A 16,573-nucleotide genomic window follows, 5' to 3' on the forward strand; every position below is an offset into this window, starting at 1 on the left:
AGGACGGAACAGCCATGCCTTCTTTCGACACTCCCGACCCCGTTTCGGCCACTGTCCGGGTGGACGCCGGCTCGGTCCGGCTCATCGCCTCGGACCGCACCGACACCGAGGTCACCGTCCTGCCCCGCAGTCCCAAGAAGGACGCCGACCTGAAGGCCGCCGAGCGGACTCAGGTCGGCTACGCGGGCGGTGTCCTGACCGTCGCGGCGCCGAAGATCCGCTACCCGCTGGGCCGCGGCGGCACGGTGGACGTGGTGATCGAGCTGCCCACCGGCTCGCGGGTCGAGGTGGACGGGTCCTGGACCGAACTGCGCAGCGAGGGGCGGCTCGGCGAAGTCCGGGCCGAGATCTCCACCGGCGACGTGCACCTGGAGGCGACCGGCCCGCTGCAGCTGACCTCCTCCCACGGCAGTGTGAGCGTGGACCACGTCCAGGGGGCGGCCGAGATCAGCTCCAGCTCCGGCAACCTGCGGGTCGGCACGGTCGAGGGCAGCGCCGTGCTGAAGAACTCCCACGGCAGTACGAGCGTGGGCACCGTGACCGGCGAGCTGCGGGTCAGCGCCGCTTCGGGCGGCGTCTCCGTCGAACGGGCCGAGGGGTCCGTCCAGGCCAAGACCGCCCACGGGGCGCTGCGCATCGCCGAGATCGCGCGCGGCAGCGTCGAGTTGGAGAGCCAGAACGGTTCGATCGAGGTCGGTATCCGCCCGGGCTCCGCCGCCTGGCTCGACGTCAGTTCGGAGCGCGGCCATGTGCACAACGCGCTCACCGCCACCGACGGCCCGGAGCCGGAGGGCGGCACCGACACCGTCGAGGTCCGCGCCCACACCCGCTGGGGCAACATCGAGATCCGCCGGGCCCGCTGAGCACATCAGTCGCTGGGCACACCAGTCGCTGAGCACCGCAGTCATCTCTCTTGAGTAGGAGGGTTCCATGCGTTCATCTGTCATGCCCGCGCCAAGAAAGGCTCCCGGGCTCGCCGTCTCCGCCACCGGACTGCGCAAGTCCTACGGGGACAAGACCGTGCTCGACGGGATCGATCTGAGCATCCCCGCCGGCACCGTCTTCGCCCTGCTCGGCCCGAACGGGGCCGGGAAGACCACCGCCGTGCAGATCCTCTCGACCCTGCTGCGGGCCGACGCGGGCGAAGCGCGTGTCGCCGGGCACGATCTGGCCACCGCGCCGCAGGCGGTGCGCGCCGCGATCGGCGTCACCGGGCAGTTCTCCGCCGTGGACGGTCTGATCACCGGCGAGGAGAACATGCTCCTGATGGCCGACCTGCACCACCTCCCGCGCGCCGAGGGCCGCCGGCTCACCGCCGAGCTGCTGGCCCGGTTCGAGCTGACCGAGGCGGCGAAGAAGCCCGCCGCCGGGTACTCGGGCGGCATGAAGCGGCGTCTGGACATCGCGATGACGCTGATCGGCAGCCCGCAGGTCATCTTTCTGGACGAGCCCACCACCGGCCTGGACCCGCGGGCCCGGCACAACCTCTGGCAGATCATCCGCACCCTCGTCGCGGGAGGCGTCACCGTCTTCCTGACCACCCAGTACCTGGAGGAGGCCGACCAGCTCGCCGACCACGTCGCCGTGCTCCACGGCGGCCGGATCGTCGCCCAGGGCACGGCCGAGGAGCTCAAGCGGCTGGTCCCCGGCGGGCACGTCCGACTGCGCTTCACCGACCCCGCGGCCTACCGGCGTGCCGCCGACACCCTGGGCGAAGTCGCCCGCGACGACGACGCGTTGACGCTCCAGGTGCCGAGCGGCGGCACCCAGCGCGAGCTGCGCCACCTTCTCGACCGCCTGGACACGGCCGGCATCGAGGCGGACGGGCTCACCGTGCACACCCCCGACCTCGACGACGTGTTCTTCGCCCTCACCGGCGAAGCCCGCGCCGCCGCCCAGCCCGTAGCCCGCGCCACCGCCCAGCCCGTAGCCCAGCCCGTTGCCCAACCCGAGGAGGACGTCCGATGAGCTCGCTGTCCCTCGCCGTGCGCGACTCCGCCACCATGCTGCGCCGGAACCTCCTGCACGCCCGGCGCTACCCGTCCATGACGCTGAACCTGCTGCTCACGCCGGTCATGATGCTGCTGCTCTTCGTCTACATCTTCGGCGGCGTGATGAGCGGGGGCGCCGGCCGCGAGCGGTACCTCGCCTACGTCGTCCCCGGTGTGCTGCTGATGACGGTCGGCAGCACCGTCATCGGTGCCGCGGTCTCGGTCTCCACGGACATGGCGGAGGGCATCATCGCCCGGTTCCGCACCATGGCGATCCACCGCGGCTCCGTCATCGTCGGCCATGTCGTCGGCAGCGTGCTGCAGTCGGTTGCCAGCGTGGTGCTGGTCGGGCTGGTCGCCGTGGCCATCGGCTTCCGTTCGCACGGCGCCACCGCGCTGGACTGGCTGGCCGCCTTCGGGCTGCTCGGACTGTTCGCCCTGGCGCTGACCTGGATCGCGGTCGGCCTCGGTCTGGCCAGTCCGAATGCGGAGGCGGCCAGCAACAGCGCGATGCCGCTGATCCTGCTGCCGCTGATCTCCAGCGCCTTCACCCCCATCCACTCGATGCCGGGCTGGTTCCAACCCATCGCCGAGTACCAGCCGTTCACCCCGGCGATCGAGACGCTGCGCGGTCTTCTGCTCGGCACCCCGATCCGTACGGTCGACGCCGTGCTGGCGGTCGGCTGGTCCGTGGGGCTGACCGTGCTCGGGTACCTGTGGTCGAAGACCCAGTTCGACCGGGAGCCGCAGCGCTGACGCTCTGATGTCACCAGGCGTTCACCTTCCGGCATCTGACGGATCGCCAGGAATGTGAACGCCTGATTGCGCACTGTTCACTTCGATCTCCTGCAGACTCGTTGACTCGGCCATGACCAGGCCATACCTTCGGGCGGGACGGCGAGTGGACTGGTGGGGGTGCGTGCGTGGTGACGGAATCGGTGTCGGAAGGCGTTTCGGCTCGGTTCACCGTACTGGGGCTGCTGGCGATCGCGGATCGCAGCGAGACGGCTGTGCTCCAACCGTCAAAGCCCGCCACGCTGTTGGCCGCACTCCTGGTGCGGCCCAACCAGGTTGTGTCCGTGGAGTCCCTGCAGCGGGCGATCTGGGGCGAGACGACCCCGGCCACCGCGAAGGCGGCGCTGCACTCCTGCGTCCTGCGGCTGCGAAGACTGTTCGCCAAGTACGGCATCGCGGGCAGCACCATCGAGGCCCTGCCCGGCGGGTACCGGATGGCCGCCGACACCACCACGCTGGACCTGCTCGAGTTCCGGGTGCTGCTCGACCAGGCGGACGCCGCGACTGACCGGGCGGACGAACTGCGGTTACTGCGAGCGGCCTTGGCACTCTGGGCCCAGCCGCTGCTGGGCAACGTGCACTCCGACGTGCTGCACCGCGAGGAGGTGCCCCGGCTCGCCGAGGAGTGGCTGCGCACCGCCGAGCGGATCTACGACATCGAGCTGGCGCTCGGCCGCTGTCGCGAAGTGCTCGCCGAACTCTGGTCGGTGGCCCGCTCACACCCCGTGCACGAGCGCTTCTGGGAGCAGCTGATCGAGGCGTTGCACCGCACCGGCAGACGCGCCGACGCGCTCGCCGAGTACCGCCGGGTCCGCGATCACCTCTCGGTCGAACTCGGGGTCGATCCCGGGCCGGCCCTGCAGCGCCTCGAACTGGCCGTGCTGCGCGGCGAACCACTGCCCGAAGCCGCGCTCGGCCCCCGGCGTGCCGCCCCCGCCGCTCCCGCCGTACGTGCCGAAGCCCCTGAACCGCCGGCCGTCGCCCCCGGCGAGCTGGTGCTCGCCAGCCTGGTGCGGGCGGGCCTGCTGGCCGAGGAACCGAGCGGGCAGTACCGGATGCACGAGCTGTTGCAGACCTTCACCCGTGCAGCGGCGGCAGGCAGTTGGGACCGGTATCCGGCCGAGGGCCCGCCGGGGCCGGACCACGAGGACCGTCCGCCGCCCGCCAGTACCACCCCGTCCCCGCGGCAGTCCGCCGCTCCGTCGCGAAGCACCGAGGTGTGAGGGAAATGGCCCCCTACGAGGAGATCGCCGACAGCCGGCCGCGGATCAGACGCGACGTGCTCTACACCCGGACGCCCACCGGGGTGCTGTTCCACAACGCCCACGGCGGGTTCAGCGTGACCACCAAGGGTGCGTACCGCTTCGCCTCGCTGATCGTGCCGCATCTGGACGGCAGCCACTCCGTCGCCGAGCTGTGCGCGGGCATGGGCGAGCCGCAGCGGGCGATGGTCGCCGGGCTGGTGAAGGCGCTGTACGGGCGCGGGTTCGCCCGGGACGCCGGACCGGACGGCCAGGGGCCGGAGTTGGCGCCCGAGGTGGCAGCCCGGTTCGCCGCGCAGGTCGACTACATCGACCACTACACCGGCGGGGCGAAGGAGCGGTTCGCCCGGTTCCGCGACTGCCGGGTGGCCGTGCTCGGCGAGGGCGACCTCGCCCGGTGGTGCGTGCTGAGCCTGATCCGCAACGGCTGCGCGGCCGTCGGGGTGTCGGCGGGGCTGGTCGAGGGCCACCCGGAGACCGAGGCCGAGCTCGCGGCGCTGGCCGCGGCCGGCTGCCCGGTCGAGGTGACGGAGCTGAGCGGGCCGGGCGCCGACTGGGCCGCGCTCGACGGGTACCAGCTGGTCGTGGTGGCCGGTGGCCCGGCGGCCGCCCGGCGCACGGTACGGCTGCTCGAGATGGGCGTCCCGGCGGGCAAGCGCCTGCTGCCCGCCTGGACGGTGGGCGGCCGGGCCGTGGCCGGCCCGCTGACCGAGCCCGGCCGCCCGGGCTGCTGGACCTGCGCCGCGCTGCGGCTCGGCGCCAACGGGGACCCGGGTGAGGCCGCCGAACTCTGGTCGGGCATCGCCCCGTTGGCACCGCTCGCCGGGGCGGGCGCCCAGCCGGCGGGCCCGCTCGCCGCGATGCTCGGCAACCTGCTCGGCTACGAGGTGTTCCGGCTCGCCACCGGCGCGCTGCCCGCCGAGACCGACGGCCAGTTGATCGTGCAGGACCTGGACTCGCTGGACGTCGTCTGCGAGCCGCTGCTGCCCCACCCGCGCTGCCCCCGCTGCGCGGCGGCCGGGGACACCCTGGAAGTGCCGGACCTGGCCACCGCGCCCGGCACGGTGCAGCTGCCCGCCGACGGCGCGGCCGAGGAGGCGGCGGCCAAGGCCGCGCTGGCCGAACTGGAGAGCCGGGCCGTGCTGGTGCGGCCCAACGCGGGCGTGTTCGGCGGCTACGCCGACGACGCGTGGCAGCAGACCCCGCTCAAGGCCGGGACGGTCACGATCGGCCTGCGCCCGGGCCTGCGCCGGGAGATCACCGCCTTCGACGTGCACCACGTCGCCGGAGCCCGGCTGCGCGCACTGTACCGGGCCGCCGAGGTCTACGCCGACCACGTGGTGCCGCCGCCGGTCGCGGCGAAGGACCCGAGCCTGCGGCAGATCGCACCACGGACGATCGGCACCGCCACCGGGCTGCCGGCCGAGCCGGTGGCGGGCTGGTCCCCGGCGGTCTCCCTGTTGAGCGGCGAGCGGGTGCTGGTACCGACCGGCGCGCTGCGCCCGTTCGGCGGCGGGAGCGCCGGCTTCGAGCGGACACCCGCCGGTACGGGAGCTGGTGGCACCTTGGCGGAGGCGGTAACGCGCGGGCTGGGCACGGCGGTCGCCTACGACGCACTGCAGCTGGCGCTGCGGGGCGCGGCCGAGGTCTCGGCGGTGCCGCTGGAGCTGTTCGGCGAGGACGTCGAGCTGACCTTCCTGGCCCGGTCGGCGGCCAACCTCGGGCTGACGCCGGAGCTGTTCCGGCTCGGCGGCGCGCAGGCGCCGCTGCCGGTGGTGCTGGCCCGGGCCGGTGGGAAGTGGACGCTGGGCAGCGGACTCGGTCTGGCCGCAGCCGCGTTGGAGGCGCTGCGGGACCTGCTCGGACAGGAGCAGCTGAGCCGCGACCCAGCCTGCGCGGGCGGGGTCGACCCGGGCGACACGCTGCTGGTCGGCCTGGACCCGGCCGTGCTGGCCGCCTCCGGAGCGGTGACGGCGGCGTCGGTGGATCCGGAGCTGGACTGGCCGGCGGTGCTGGAGCGGCTGCGCGGCGCCGGCCGGGACGTGCTGATCGGCCGGGCGGGTGCGGCCGACCTGGCGGCCGGGCGTATCGAGGTGGTCAAGGTGCTGCTTGCGGACGGGACTTCAGGTGTCAGCTGAGGCGATGACCGGGCCGAGAGCCGACCGCGGCCCGGCGGTCACGGGCGGGCCGGGCGGCGAGGGCGGGCCCGGGCTGGGGGCGGCCGGCGGGTCGGTGGCTGCGGCTGCGGCTGCGGTCGAGCCCGGGCCGTGGGCGGACGTTGTGGCCGGGCTGGCCGGGCGGTTGGGCGGGGCCGAGGTGTCGGTGCTCGGGGTGCGGGACGAGCTGGCCGTCGACGGTGCGGCTGTCGGGGTGCCGGTGTACCTGTACGGGCACCAGGCGATCGTCGGCCCGGCCGCCGCCGAGGCGTGCCCGCGGTGTCTGGCCAGGCGGTGGCAGGCCGTCCGTTCGGGGCCGCTGCGGGAGGCGCTCGAACTGGGCGACGGCACCAGGGCGGTGGGCAGCCCGCCGTGGTCGGTGCCGTTCCTGGCCGACGCGCTGGCCGCGCTGCTCGCGGCCCGGCAGGAGCGGGCGGCCGGGTGGGCGCGGCCGACGGCGCAGTTGCTCGACCTGGAGACGCTGCGGGTCAGCGGCTTCCCGGTGCTGGGCGACGCCGAGTGCCCGCGCTGCGACCAGCGGGTCGAGGACAGTGCGGAGACGGCCCGGGTCGAGCTGGAGAGCCGCCCGAAGAAGGCACCGGAGGACTTCCGGCTGCGCGGGATCGAGGAGTACCGGCTGCCGCTGGCGGCCTTCGTCAACCCGGTGGCGGGGATGCTCGGCCCCTCGGTGGTGCCCGACCTGGTCTCCGCCTCGACCTCCTCCACCGTCGGCTGCTTCACGCTGCGCTCCGGCGACTACCTGCGGGAGACCTTCTGGGGCGGGCACACCGCCTCGTACGGCACCAGCACGGCCGTCGGCCTGCTCGAGGGCCTGGAGCGGCTGGCCGGGATGCGGGCCCGGGGGCGGCGGACCAGTGTGGTCGCGGCCTACGACGAGCTCGGCGGGCGGGCGCTCGACCCGCGGACCTGCGGGCTCTACCCGCCCGAGTTCCACGAAGCCGAGCCCGGCATCCGGCCGTTCGCGCCGGACCGGCCGATCCCGTGGGTCTGGGGCTGGTCGCTGCGGGACGGACAGCCGCTGCTGGTACCGGAGATCCTCACCTACTACCACGCGCCCGGCGGCCTGGCGAACCGCTTCGTGCAGGAGAGCTCCAACGGCTGCGCCTCCGGCGGCAGTCTGGAGGAGGCGGTCTACTTCGGGCTGATGGAGGCGATCGAGCGGGACGCCTTCCTGCTCGCCTGGTACGGCCGGCTCGCGCTGCCGGAGCTGGACGCCCGGGCCAGCACCAGGCCCGAAACCCGGTCGCTGGTCGACCGGTTGGAGATGTACGGCTACCGCGCCCGGTTCTTCGACACCCGGGTCAGCTTCCCCGTCCCGGTGGTCACCGCCGTGGCCGAGCGGATCGACGGCGGCCTCGGCCGGATGTGCTTCGGCGCGGGCGCGAGTCTGGACCCGGAGGCCGCACTCTGGGCCGGCTTGTGCGAGATTGCCACCGACTCGGTCAACCTGCGCCGCCGCACCGCCCGGGACGAGCGCCGACTGCGGGCCATGGCCGAGGACTTCGACCAGGTGCAGGTGCTGCACGACCACCCGCTGCTGTACGGCATCCCCGAGATGGCCCGCCACGCCGACTTCCTGCTGAGCGACTCCGGGCAGCCCCGGCCCCAGCCGCCGGCGCGGCTGGCCGAGGGCACGATCCGCCCCTCGCTCGACCTGCGGGAGGACCTGGAGGCCTGCGTCGGGGCGCTGGGCGCGGCCGGGTTCGACGTGGTCGTGGTCGACCAGACCATGCCCGAGCAGCGGGAGTTCGGCCTGCACACCGCGAGCGTCCTGGTGCCGGGCCTGCTGCCGATCGACTTCGGGCATCGCCGCCAGCGCGCGCTCACCATGCCCCGGCTGCGCACCGCCGCCCGGGCGGCGGGCCTGCGTGAGCGGGATCTGACGCCCGAGGAGTTCAACCCGGCGCCGCACCCCTTCCCCTGACCCGCTTCCCCGCGAGCCCACGAACCTGCGAACCCACGACCTAGGAGCGACCATGGGGTACGCCCACGAGTACGCCGCCGCGGTGATGCGGCGGGCCCGGGTGCCGATGGAGCCCGCCGACTTCGTGCCGAACTGGGCCGACCGGCCCCGCAAGGGCAAGCACTTCCCCGGCGCGCCGCTGCTCCCGCTGCCGGACGAGGCCGGGGTCGGGGCTGAATTGGCTCGCGGGCTCTACGGGCCGCCCGGCGAGGGCGGGTTCACCCTCCCGCTGCTCGGCGGCATGCTGCGCGACTCCTACGGGCTGACGGGTCGGCGGCTCGCGGTGCAGGCCAACTCCGACCTCGGCTCGCTGCCGTTCTACCCGCACGCCAACTGGTCGCGCGGCACTGCCTCCGGCGGCGGCCTGTATCCCGTCGGCGTCCACTGGGTGAGCGGCCCGAGCGGCCCGCTCACCCCGGGCGTGCACTACTACGCGACCGAACATCACGCGCTGCGACGGCTGTTGGCCGGGGACGTGACGGGCGAGGTGCGGGCTGCCCTCGGCGGGCTCGGGGACGGCACGGACCAGTTCCTGGTGCTGACCGTGAAGTTCTGGCAGAACGCTTTCAAGTACAACAGCTTCGCCTATCACGTGGTGACCATGGACATCGGTGCGCTGCTCGAAACCTGGCGGATCTGGGCCGGGGCGCACGGCCTGCGCCTGGACGCCGCGCTCTGGTTCGACGAGCCGCGGCTCGGGCGGCTGCTCGGGCTGGACGCCGAGGAGGAGGGCGTCTTCGCGGTGGTTCCACTGCGTTGGGAGCGTGCGGCGCCGGGCGCCGTCGCAGGCGAGGGGGCCAGGGTGCGGCTGGCCGACCAGGAGGCCTCCCGGACCGTCATCGGCTTCGAGACGGTGCGCCGGATCCATGCCGCGACGCTGGACGGGGCGGCCGACCGGCCGAGCGCCGGGGCACTGGCCGGGGCGCTGGCGCGGGAGCCGGTGGGAGACGGTGAGGGCGTCCGACTGCCGGAGCCGCCCGCGTCGGGGATGGGGGTGCGCGAGGCTCTGCGGGCCCGGCGCAGCAGCTTCGGGCGGTTCACGGCCAGTCCGCCGATGAGCGCCGGGCAGTTGTCGGCCGCGCTGGCGGCGGCCGCCGCCCCGGCCGTGCCCAGGACGGACGGACTCGCACCGGGCGGGCCGGAGCTGACCAGGCTGTACGTCTTCGTCAACAAGGTCGACGGGGTGCCGCCCGGGGCGTACGCATACGAGCCGGTTGATCACAGCCTGCGGTCGGTGGTGCCGGGAGAGCACGGCGCGTTCCTGCAGGACAACTACTTCCTGGACAACTACAACCTGGAGCAGGCCGGTGCGGTGATCGCGGTCACCGCACCGACCCCGGCGGTGGTGGACGCGGTCGGTGACCGGGGGCTGCGCCTGGTCAACGCCGTGGTGGGTGCCACCGCCCAGGCGCTCTACACGGCCGCTCCGGCGGCCGGGCTGGCCTGCGGGGTGGCGCTCGGCTTCGACTGCCTCTCCTACGCCGAGCAACTGGGCCTGCCGGCCGGGGAGATCCCGCTGCTGATCATGATGGTGGGGCAGGAGCACCGCAGCCCCGCCGACTTCGTCCACACGATCGTCTGACCCGGGGGAGGACCCGTTGACCGCCACGGAATCCGCGCGGCCGGCCCGGCGCTCCGGCCCTGAGCCGGGCCTGGCTCCGCGCTTCATGCTGCGGGTGGGCGCACTGCCGGTCGAGCTGGTGCACGGGCTGCGCTCGCCCGAGGCCTTCGGCTGGGCCGAGGAACTGGTGGCCGAGGAGGAGCGGCTGGCCGAGCTCGGGGCCCGGCTCAGCGACCCGCTCTCGCTGCTGGTCAAGGCTGCGCCGGACGCCGCCCGGCGCAGGCGGGTGCTCGAGGTCCGGCGCCAGGTGTTCAACAACCGGCTGCCCGAGCGGCCCGCCGAGGCCCTCGGTCTGATCGGCGAACTCGATCCGGCGGTGGGCGAGTTGCTGCTGCACTGGCTCTCCGCACAGCGGCGCCTCGCCGAGCTGCGGGTGGCTGGGGAGGGCCTGCTGGAGCGAGAACTCGTCCGCACTCGGGCGGAGTTGCACCGGTTGGCGGAGCTGGACGAGCTGCGGCTAGGGCTGCTGCTCGCCTCGCCGACGCTGGAGAGCCGCCTGGACCGGCTCGCCGAGCCCGGGCGGGCGGCGGACAAGCGGACCCGGAAGATGGAACGCTCGCTGCTCTCGTACCTGTACCGGACGGCCTGCAAGACCAGCCCGTTCAGCACCTTCACGCCGGTGGTGCCAGGGGTGTTCCGGGCGGGAGCGGGGGCGGGAGCAGGAGCGGGGGAGCCGGACGGGAGCGGGGCGGGCGCCGACCGGCCGGGCGCGGGCCGGGAGTGGCGGCCTTCGGCGGCGCCGACCCGGGCCGGGCAGGATGAGCTTGTGCTCGGGGCGGCCCGGCGGAGTCATCCGCGGCTGAATGTGGTGGTGCTGGCCCGGCTGGCGGAGCTGATTGCCGCCGACCCGGGACGGCGGCGGGACCTGCCGGTGGCGCTGGCCTCCGGGTGGGAGCTGACCGAGGACCGGATCCGGTACGTGCGCCGGTCGGTCACGGCGGGGGACGACCGGGCGGCGGTCAGCTTCGACGCGGCCCGGGACCGGCTGTTCTACCTGCGGCTGAGCGGACTCCTCGAGCGGCTGCTCGGGCTGTTCCGGGAGCGGCCGCTGATCCGGCACGGCGAGCTCGCCGACCGGCTGTGCGTCGCCGACGGCGGCCCGGAGGCCGGGGCGGAGGCCGAGCGGTATCTCGCCGCCCTGCTGGACGTCGGCATGCTCCAACTGCCGCTGCTGGCCACCGATGTGCACACGGGGGACCCGCTGCGGGCCTTCCGCGACGCGCTGCGCTCGCTGGAGCGCCCGTGGGCCGAGACGGTCGCTGACCGCCTCGGCGCCCCGATCGCGGCGATCGACCGCTACCCGGCGGGTGACCTGGCCGCCCGGCGGGCGCTGCTGACCGAGCTCCGAAGGGAACTCACCGAGATCCAGCGGGACTTGGGCGACGCCGAGGCCGGCCTGCCGCAGACCCTGCTCTATGAGGACGTCACCGCCGAGGAGGTGACCGCCGACCCGGCCCCCTGGCAGCAGCTGGCGGCCCGGCCGCTGCGGCAACTCGCCCCTGTCCTCCCGGTGTTCGACCTCGGACTGGCCCAGCGGCTGACGCTCAAGGGCTTCTTCCTGGCCCGCTACGGCCGGGGCGGCCGCTGCGAGGACCTGCTCCAGCTGGTGCACGACTTCCATGAGGACATCTTCAACCAGTACCTGCAGTTCACCGCCCTCAAGCCGGGCGAGGCCGTCGACGGTGGGTACCCGCCGGAGGAGAACTGGCTGCACGTGCCGGAGCTCACCGCCCTCGACCGGGCCCGTGCCGAGCTGGCGCGGCGGATGCGCTTGCACCGGGAGCAGCTGCCCGACGACGCCGAGGAGTTGGTGCTCGACTCCGCGGACCTTGCCGCCGTCGCCGCCGAACTCGGCGCGGCGGGCGGGGCTTTCGCGCCGCACAGCCACTTCGTCCAACTTGCCCGGCGCGAGGGCGATCCGATGGTGGTGCTCAACCACTCGTACGGCGGGCTGGCGTTCCCGTTCACCCGCTTCACCCACTGTCTGGAGCCCGGGCAGAACGCGGAGCTGAGCGGGAGCCTGCGGGCCGCCCAGCCCGAGGGGGCGGTGTTCGCCGAGGTCACCGCCGGTGCGGCGACCACCAACCTCAACCTGCATGTCCGGCTGACCGACTACGAGTTGGTCTGCCCCGGGGAGACCAGCACCGCGCCCGAGACCGCCCGGATCGAGCTGGACGACCTGTACGTGGTGCACGACGCGGCCGAGGACCGGCTGGTGCTGCGGTCGCGGCGGCTGCGCGCGGAGGTGATCCCGCTCTACCTCGGCTACCTGGTGCCGATGGTGCTGCCCGAGATCCCGCGCAGCCTGCTGCTGTTCTCGCCGACCTCCCGGGTCACCCCCGAGCTGTGGCGCGGGGTGCCGGCCGGGCCGGGCGAGGGCGGAGTCACCCACCGCCCGAGGGTGCGGCTGGGCAGTCTCGTGCTGCACCGGCGCAGCTGGACGGCGCAGGCCTCGGCGCTGCCTCAACCCGTGCCGGGCGAGGGCGAGTCCGAGCGGTTCCTGCGCTGGCAGCGCTGGCGCCGCCGCCACCGGCTGCCCGCGCAGCTGTTCGTCCGGGCCCGGCAGGACGGTCCCGGCCCCGCCGCCAAGCCGCAGTACCTGGACTTCGCCGGCCCGCTCTCGCTCGCCGCGCTGGAGGGCCTGGCCGCCGGTGCGGCGGAGCTGGTGCTCGAGGAGGCGCTGCCCGGCGCGGACGCCCTGCATGTGCGCTCCGAACGCGGCAGTCACGTCGCCGAGTTGGCCCTGGAGATCATCCCGAGCGCGGGCGCCGCCGCGCCCGAGCAGCAGCGAGGAGCAACCCGCCGTGACTGAGCGAGCGACCCACGACTGGCTTGCCTTCCATGTCTTCTACGCCGCCAGCCCGCGCCCGCTGCTGCTGCAGTGCGTGCGGCCGCTGGTCGGCGAGCTGCGGGAGGAGGGGCTGCTGGCGGGCTGGTTCTTCATCAACTACTGGCTGGAGGGCCCGCACCTGCGGCTCCGCCTGCGCCCGGCCAGGCCGGAGGCGGCGGAGGTGGTGCGCGACCGCACGGAGGCGGCGATCGCCGAGTTCCTGCGCCGCCGCCCGGCGCTGTACGAGGTGAAGGACAGCTTCTTCGCGGAGCTCTACAACACGATGTTCGAGCTGGAGTACCGGGAGGAGGAGCGCGAGCGCCTGCTCGGCCCGGACGGGAAGATGCGGCTGCGGGAGAACAACACCTTCAGCATCGAGCCGTACGAGCCCGAGTACGGCAAGTACGGCGGCCCGGCCGGGGTGGCGCTGGCCGAGTGGCACTTCGAGCGCTCCAGCGAGCTGGTGGTCGAGGCCACCCGCACGATGAACCTGCACCTGCGCACGGTGGTGCTCGGCCTGGCCACCCAGCTGATGATGACCATGTCCGCCTGCTTCCTCGCCGACCGGGACGAGCTGCTCACCTTCCTCGACCGCTACCACGCCTTCTGGAACGGCGCGTTCGCGGGCACCGAGTTCACCGCCCAGCGCGGCTACGACCGCGCCTACGCCAGCGCCGGGAGCACCCTGCCGGGCCGGTTCCGGGCGATCCGCGCGACGGTGGCCGAGAGCGCCACCGGGCAGCTGCCCGAGCTGCTGCGCGGCTGGGCCGAGCACTGCCTGGAACTGCGGTCGCGCGTCGTGGACTTGGCGGAGCGCGGCGAGCTGGTGTTCCGCTCCTGGGACGGCGAGCGGGACCTGCCGGTCAGCGACCTCTCGCAGGCGCTGCCGATGCTGCTCTCCCCGTACGCGCACATGACCAACAACCGCCTGTCGGTGACCGTCCGGGACGAGGCCTTCCTCTCCTACATCCTGGCCCGCGCGCTGCGTGAGCCCGAGGAGGTGGCGGCCGGGTGAGCGGGCACCAACTCCTGGAGCTGCGCCCGCAGGTCCGCCCCGAGCTGCTGGTCAGCCGGCCGCTGCGGCGCGGCGCCGCGGTGGTCCACCTGGTGCGGGACCCGCGCGCCGACCGGGTGCTCGAGCTGGGGGTCAAGGAGCGGTTCGTGATCGAGCGGCTCGACGGCACCCGCTCGCTCGCCGAGATCGGCGAGGAGTACGCCCGGGAGTTCCGGGCCCGGCTGGGGGAGGCGCAGTGGCAGCAGCTGCTGCGGCTGCTCCACGGCCGGGGGCTGCTCGCCGACGCCCAGGCGCCGGCCGCCGCCCCGAAGGTGGAAGCCCCCTCGGGCGTGCTCGCCGGGCGGGTGCGGATGGTCTCGGACCCGCCGGCCCTGCTGGCACGGCTGCACACACTGACCGGGTGGGCGTGGACGCGCTGGTTCGGCGTACTGCTCTCGGTGCTGCTGGTCGCGGAAATCATCGCCGTGGGCCTGGAGTTGGGCACACTGACGGACGAGACCGCGCGGCTGGCCCACCAGCCGGTGGCGCTGCTCGCGGTGGGCTGCCTGCTCTGGGTGAGCCTGGCGGTGCACGAGCTGGCCCACGGCCTGGTCGGGCAGCGGTACGGCGGCCGGGTGACCGAGATCGGGCTGCGCTGGCGGCTGCCGATGTCGTACCTGTACTGCGAGGTGGAGGACGTCCGGTTCTTCGCCCGCCGCCGCCATCAGGTGGCCACCGCGCTGGCCGGGGCGGTGGCGAACCTGGTGGTCCTGCTGCCGGTCTACCCGGTCTGGGCGCTGCTGCCGGAGCGGGCCCAGGCCCGGCCCTTCCTCGGCGGCCTGCTGCTGCTCGGTGTGGTGACCGCCTTCGCCAACCTGGTGCCGCTGCCCCCGCTGGACGGCTACAAGGCGCTCGGCTACGCCGCCGGCAGTCTGCGGACGGCCACCGAGAGCCGCCGCTTCGCCGCCCTGCTGGCCCGCCGCGACCGCGCGGCGCTGCGGGCGTACCCGGCGCGGCTGCGGCTGCTGTACGGCGGGTACGTCCTGGGGTGTGCGGCGCTGGCGGCGGCGGTGCTGGTGGCGGCGGGGCCGGTCTGCCGGGCGCTGCTGCCGGGGCGGCTGGCACCGGTGGCCGGGTACGCGCCGCCGGCGCTGGCCGGGGCGGCGCTCGCGCTGTGGGGGGTCGGGCGGCTGGCCCAGGCGCAGCGCAGGCGGGCGGCGGCGAAAGCAGGGTGAGGCGGGCTTGGTGTCGGAACAGGGAGAGAAGAGCGGAATGAGTGCAGCAGAGAGCCCGGCGGTGGTGCTGGACGGGGTGGGCAAGCGGTACGGGCCGGTGCAGGCCCTGGACGGGGTGTCGCTGACCGTCGGGCGCGGGGAGTTCTTCGGCATCCTGGGCCCCAACGGCGCGGGCAAGACCACCCTGGTCGAGATCGTGGAGGGCCTGCGGCAGGCGGACTCCGGCAGTGTCAGCGTGCTCGGGCAGAGCCCCTGGCCGCGCAACACCGGGCTGCTGAGGCGCCTGGGCATCCAGACCCAGAGCTCGGCCTTCTTCACCCGGCTCACCGCGCTGGAGCACCTGGAGACGGTGGCCGCGCTCTACCGGCTGGAGGCCTCGGTCGCGCACCGCGCCCTCGAGCTGGTCGGCCTGGCCGAGAAGGCGGACGCCCGGGTGGACGACCTCTCCGGTGGCCAGCGCCAACGCCTGGCGCTGGCCACCGCGTTGATCCACGAGCCCGAGCTGATCTTCCTGGACGAGCCGACCGCCGCCCTCGACCCGGCCGCCCGCCGCTCGCTCTGGGACTTGCTGCGCTCGCTCAACCGGCACGGCCGCACCGTCGTCCACACCACCCACCACCTGGACGAGGCCCAGGCGCTGTGCGACCGGGTGGCGATCATCGCGGCCGGCCGCGTCCTCGCGGTGGACACCCCGGCCAACCTGATCCGCTCGTTGGCCGCCCCGACCAGGCTGCTGGTGCCCGCGCACCGGGTCGCCGCCGAGCAGGTTCGTGACCTGGCCGGGGTGGACGCGGTGGCGGTGGAGGCCGGGGAGCTGGTCATCACCACCCGTTCGGCCAGTCAAGTGCTGCTCGGGCTCGGCGAGTTGGTCGGTTTGGAGGAGGTCCAGACCCGTACCCCCTCACTGGAGGACGCCTACCTGGCGCTGACCGGATCGGAGACCCACGCATGAGCGGCGCCTACCTCGCGGTCGCCCGGGCCGGGTACCTGGCGTACCTGCGCGACAAGACCTCGATGATCTTCACCTTCGCCTTCCCGCTGCTCTTCCTCGCGGTGTTCGGCCTGATCTTCCACGGCCAGCGGGTCAACGGCGGTGCGGCGTACATCAGTTACATCGCTCCCGGGGTGCTCTCCTGGGGCGTGGGCAACGCGGCCGTGTTCGGGGTGGCCTTCACCCTGATGCACTGGCGGCGGGACGACCTGCTGCGGCTGATCTGGCGCACCCCCACGCCGCTGGCCGCCGTCCTGGGCGCCCGCTGGGTGGTGGCGCTGGCCACCGGGGTGGTGCAGGCGGTGCTCTTCACCGTCGTCGCCGTGTTCGGTTTCGACCTGCACCTCGGCGGGTCCTGGCCGTACGCCGTGCCGGTGCTGCTGTGCGGCAGCACGGCGTTCGCCGCGCTCGGCCTGGTGGTCGGCGGGCTCGCCAACACGCCGGAGGCGGTGGCCGCGCTGGCCAACTGCCTGATGGTGCCGATGGCCTTCCTCTCCGGGGCGTTCTACCCGATCGACCTGATGCCGGGCTGGCTGCAGAGCCTCTCCCGGGTGCTGCCGCTGCGCTGGTTCGACGAAGGCGTCACCGAGGCCTTCGGCAGTGGCGGATCCCTCGCCCGCTTCGCCCTCGACTGCGGCGCCCTGATCGGCTTCGCCGTACTGCTCGGCGCCCTGGCCGCCAAGACCTTCCGCTGGAGCAACCGCACATGACTCG

12 protein-coding genes are annotated in these 16,573 nt (G+C 74.1%); all 12 read left to right on the forward strand.

Annotated elements, in window-relative coordinates; translation table 11 throughout:
- Positions 1-14 precede the first annotated feature (14 nt).
- On the forward strand, positions 15-863 hold the full coding sequence (locus tag ABT095_RS18325) for a DUF4097 family beta strand repeat-containing protein (RefSeq protein ID WP_350530460.1): 849 nt from the start codon (positions 15-17) through the stop codon (positions 861-863).
- 67 nt (positions 864-930) lie between these two features.
- On the forward strand, positions 931-1,968 hold the full coding sequence (locus tag ABT095_RS18330) for an ATP-binding cassette domain-containing protein (protein ID WP_350530461.1): 1,038 nt from the start codon (positions 931-933) through the stop codon (positions 1,966-1,968).
- The gene (locus tag ABT095_RS18335) at positions 1,965-2,747 is read left to right on the forward strand and encodes an ABC transporter permease (protein ID WP_350530462.1); all 783 of its coding nucleotides are present in this window, start codon (positions 1,965-1,967) and stop codon (positions 2,745-2,747) included. Before ABT095_RS18330 ends, ABT095_RS18335 begins: the two co-directional genes overlap by 4 nt.
- 254 nt (positions 2,748-3,001) lie before the next feature.
- Positions 3,002-4,009 carry an AfsR/SARP family transcriptional regulator gene (locus ABT095_RS18340; RefSeq protein ID WP_502884915.1) on the forward strand — a complete coding sequence of 336 codons (1,008 nt, stop codon included), beginning with the start codon at positions 3,002-3,004 and terminating at the stop codon, positions 4,007-4,009.
- 5 nt (positions 4,010-4,014) lie between these two features.
- On the forward strand, positions 4,015-6,186 hold the full coding sequence (locus ABT095_RS18345) for a TOMM precursor leader peptide-binding protein (protein WP_350530463.1): 2,172 nt from the start codon (positions 4,015-4,017) through the stop codon (positions 6,184-6,186).
- A gap of 4 nt (positions 6,187-6,190) precedes the next feature.
- The gene (locus ABT095_RS18350; protein ID WP_350530464.1) at positions 6,191-8,149 is read left to right on the forward strand and encodes a TOMM precursor leader peptide-binding protein; all 1,959 of its coding nucleotides are present in this window, start codon (positions 6,191-6,193) and stop codon (positions 8,147-8,149) included.
- 52 nt (positions 8,150-8,201) lie between these two features.
- Positions 8,202-9,770 carry a nitroreductase family protein gene (locus tag ABT095_RS18355; protein ID WP_350530465.1) on the forward strand — a complete coding sequence of 523 codons (1,569 nt, stop codon included), beginning with the start codon at positions 8,202-8,204 and terminating at the stop codon, positions 9,768-9,770.
- A gap of 16 nt (positions 9,771-9,786) precedes the next feature.
- On the forward strand, positions 9,787-12,621 hold the full coding sequence (locus ABT095_RS18360; protein ID WP_502884916.1) for a lantibiotic dehydratase: 2,835 nt from the start codon (positions 9,787-9,789) through the stop codon (positions 12,619-12,621).
- Positions 12,614-13,654, forward strand: a complete 1,041-nt coding sequence (locus ABT095_RS18365; RefSeq protein ID WP_350530466.1) for a lantibiotic dehydratase C-terminal domain-containing protein — start codon at positions 12,614-12,616, stop codon at positions 13,652-13,654. Before ABT095_RS18360 ends, ABT095_RS18365 begins: the two co-directional genes overlap by 8 nt.
- Positions 13,651-14,868, forward strand: a complete 1,218-nt coding sequence (locus tag ABT095_RS18370; protein WP_350530467.1) for a M50 family metallopeptidase — start codon at positions 13,651-13,653, stop codon at positions 14,866-14,868. Before ABT095_RS18365 ends, ABT095_RS18370 begins: the two co-directional genes overlap by 4 nt.
- A gap of 37 nt (positions 14,869-14,905) precedes the next feature.
- Complete coding sequence (locus ABT095_RS18375) at positions 14,906-15,820, forward strand: ABC transporter ATP-binding protein (RefSeq protein WP_350530468.1); 915 nt, start codon at positions 14,906-14,908, stop codon at positions 15,818-15,820.
- Positions 15,817-16,569, forward strand: a complete 753-nt coding sequence (locus tag ABT095_RS18380; RefSeq protein ID WP_350530469.1) for an ABC transporter permease — start codon at positions 15,817-15,819, stop codon at positions 16,567-16,569. Before ABT095_RS18375 ends, ABT095_RS18380 begins: the two co-directional genes overlap by 4 nt.
- Positions 16,570-16,573 lie beyond the last annotated feature (4 nt).

This window comes from Kitasatospora sp. NPDC002227, assembly GCF_040296285.1.
Taxonomy (GTDB): Bacteria; Actinomycetota; Actinomycetes; order Streptomycetales; family Streptomycetaceae; genus Kitasatospora.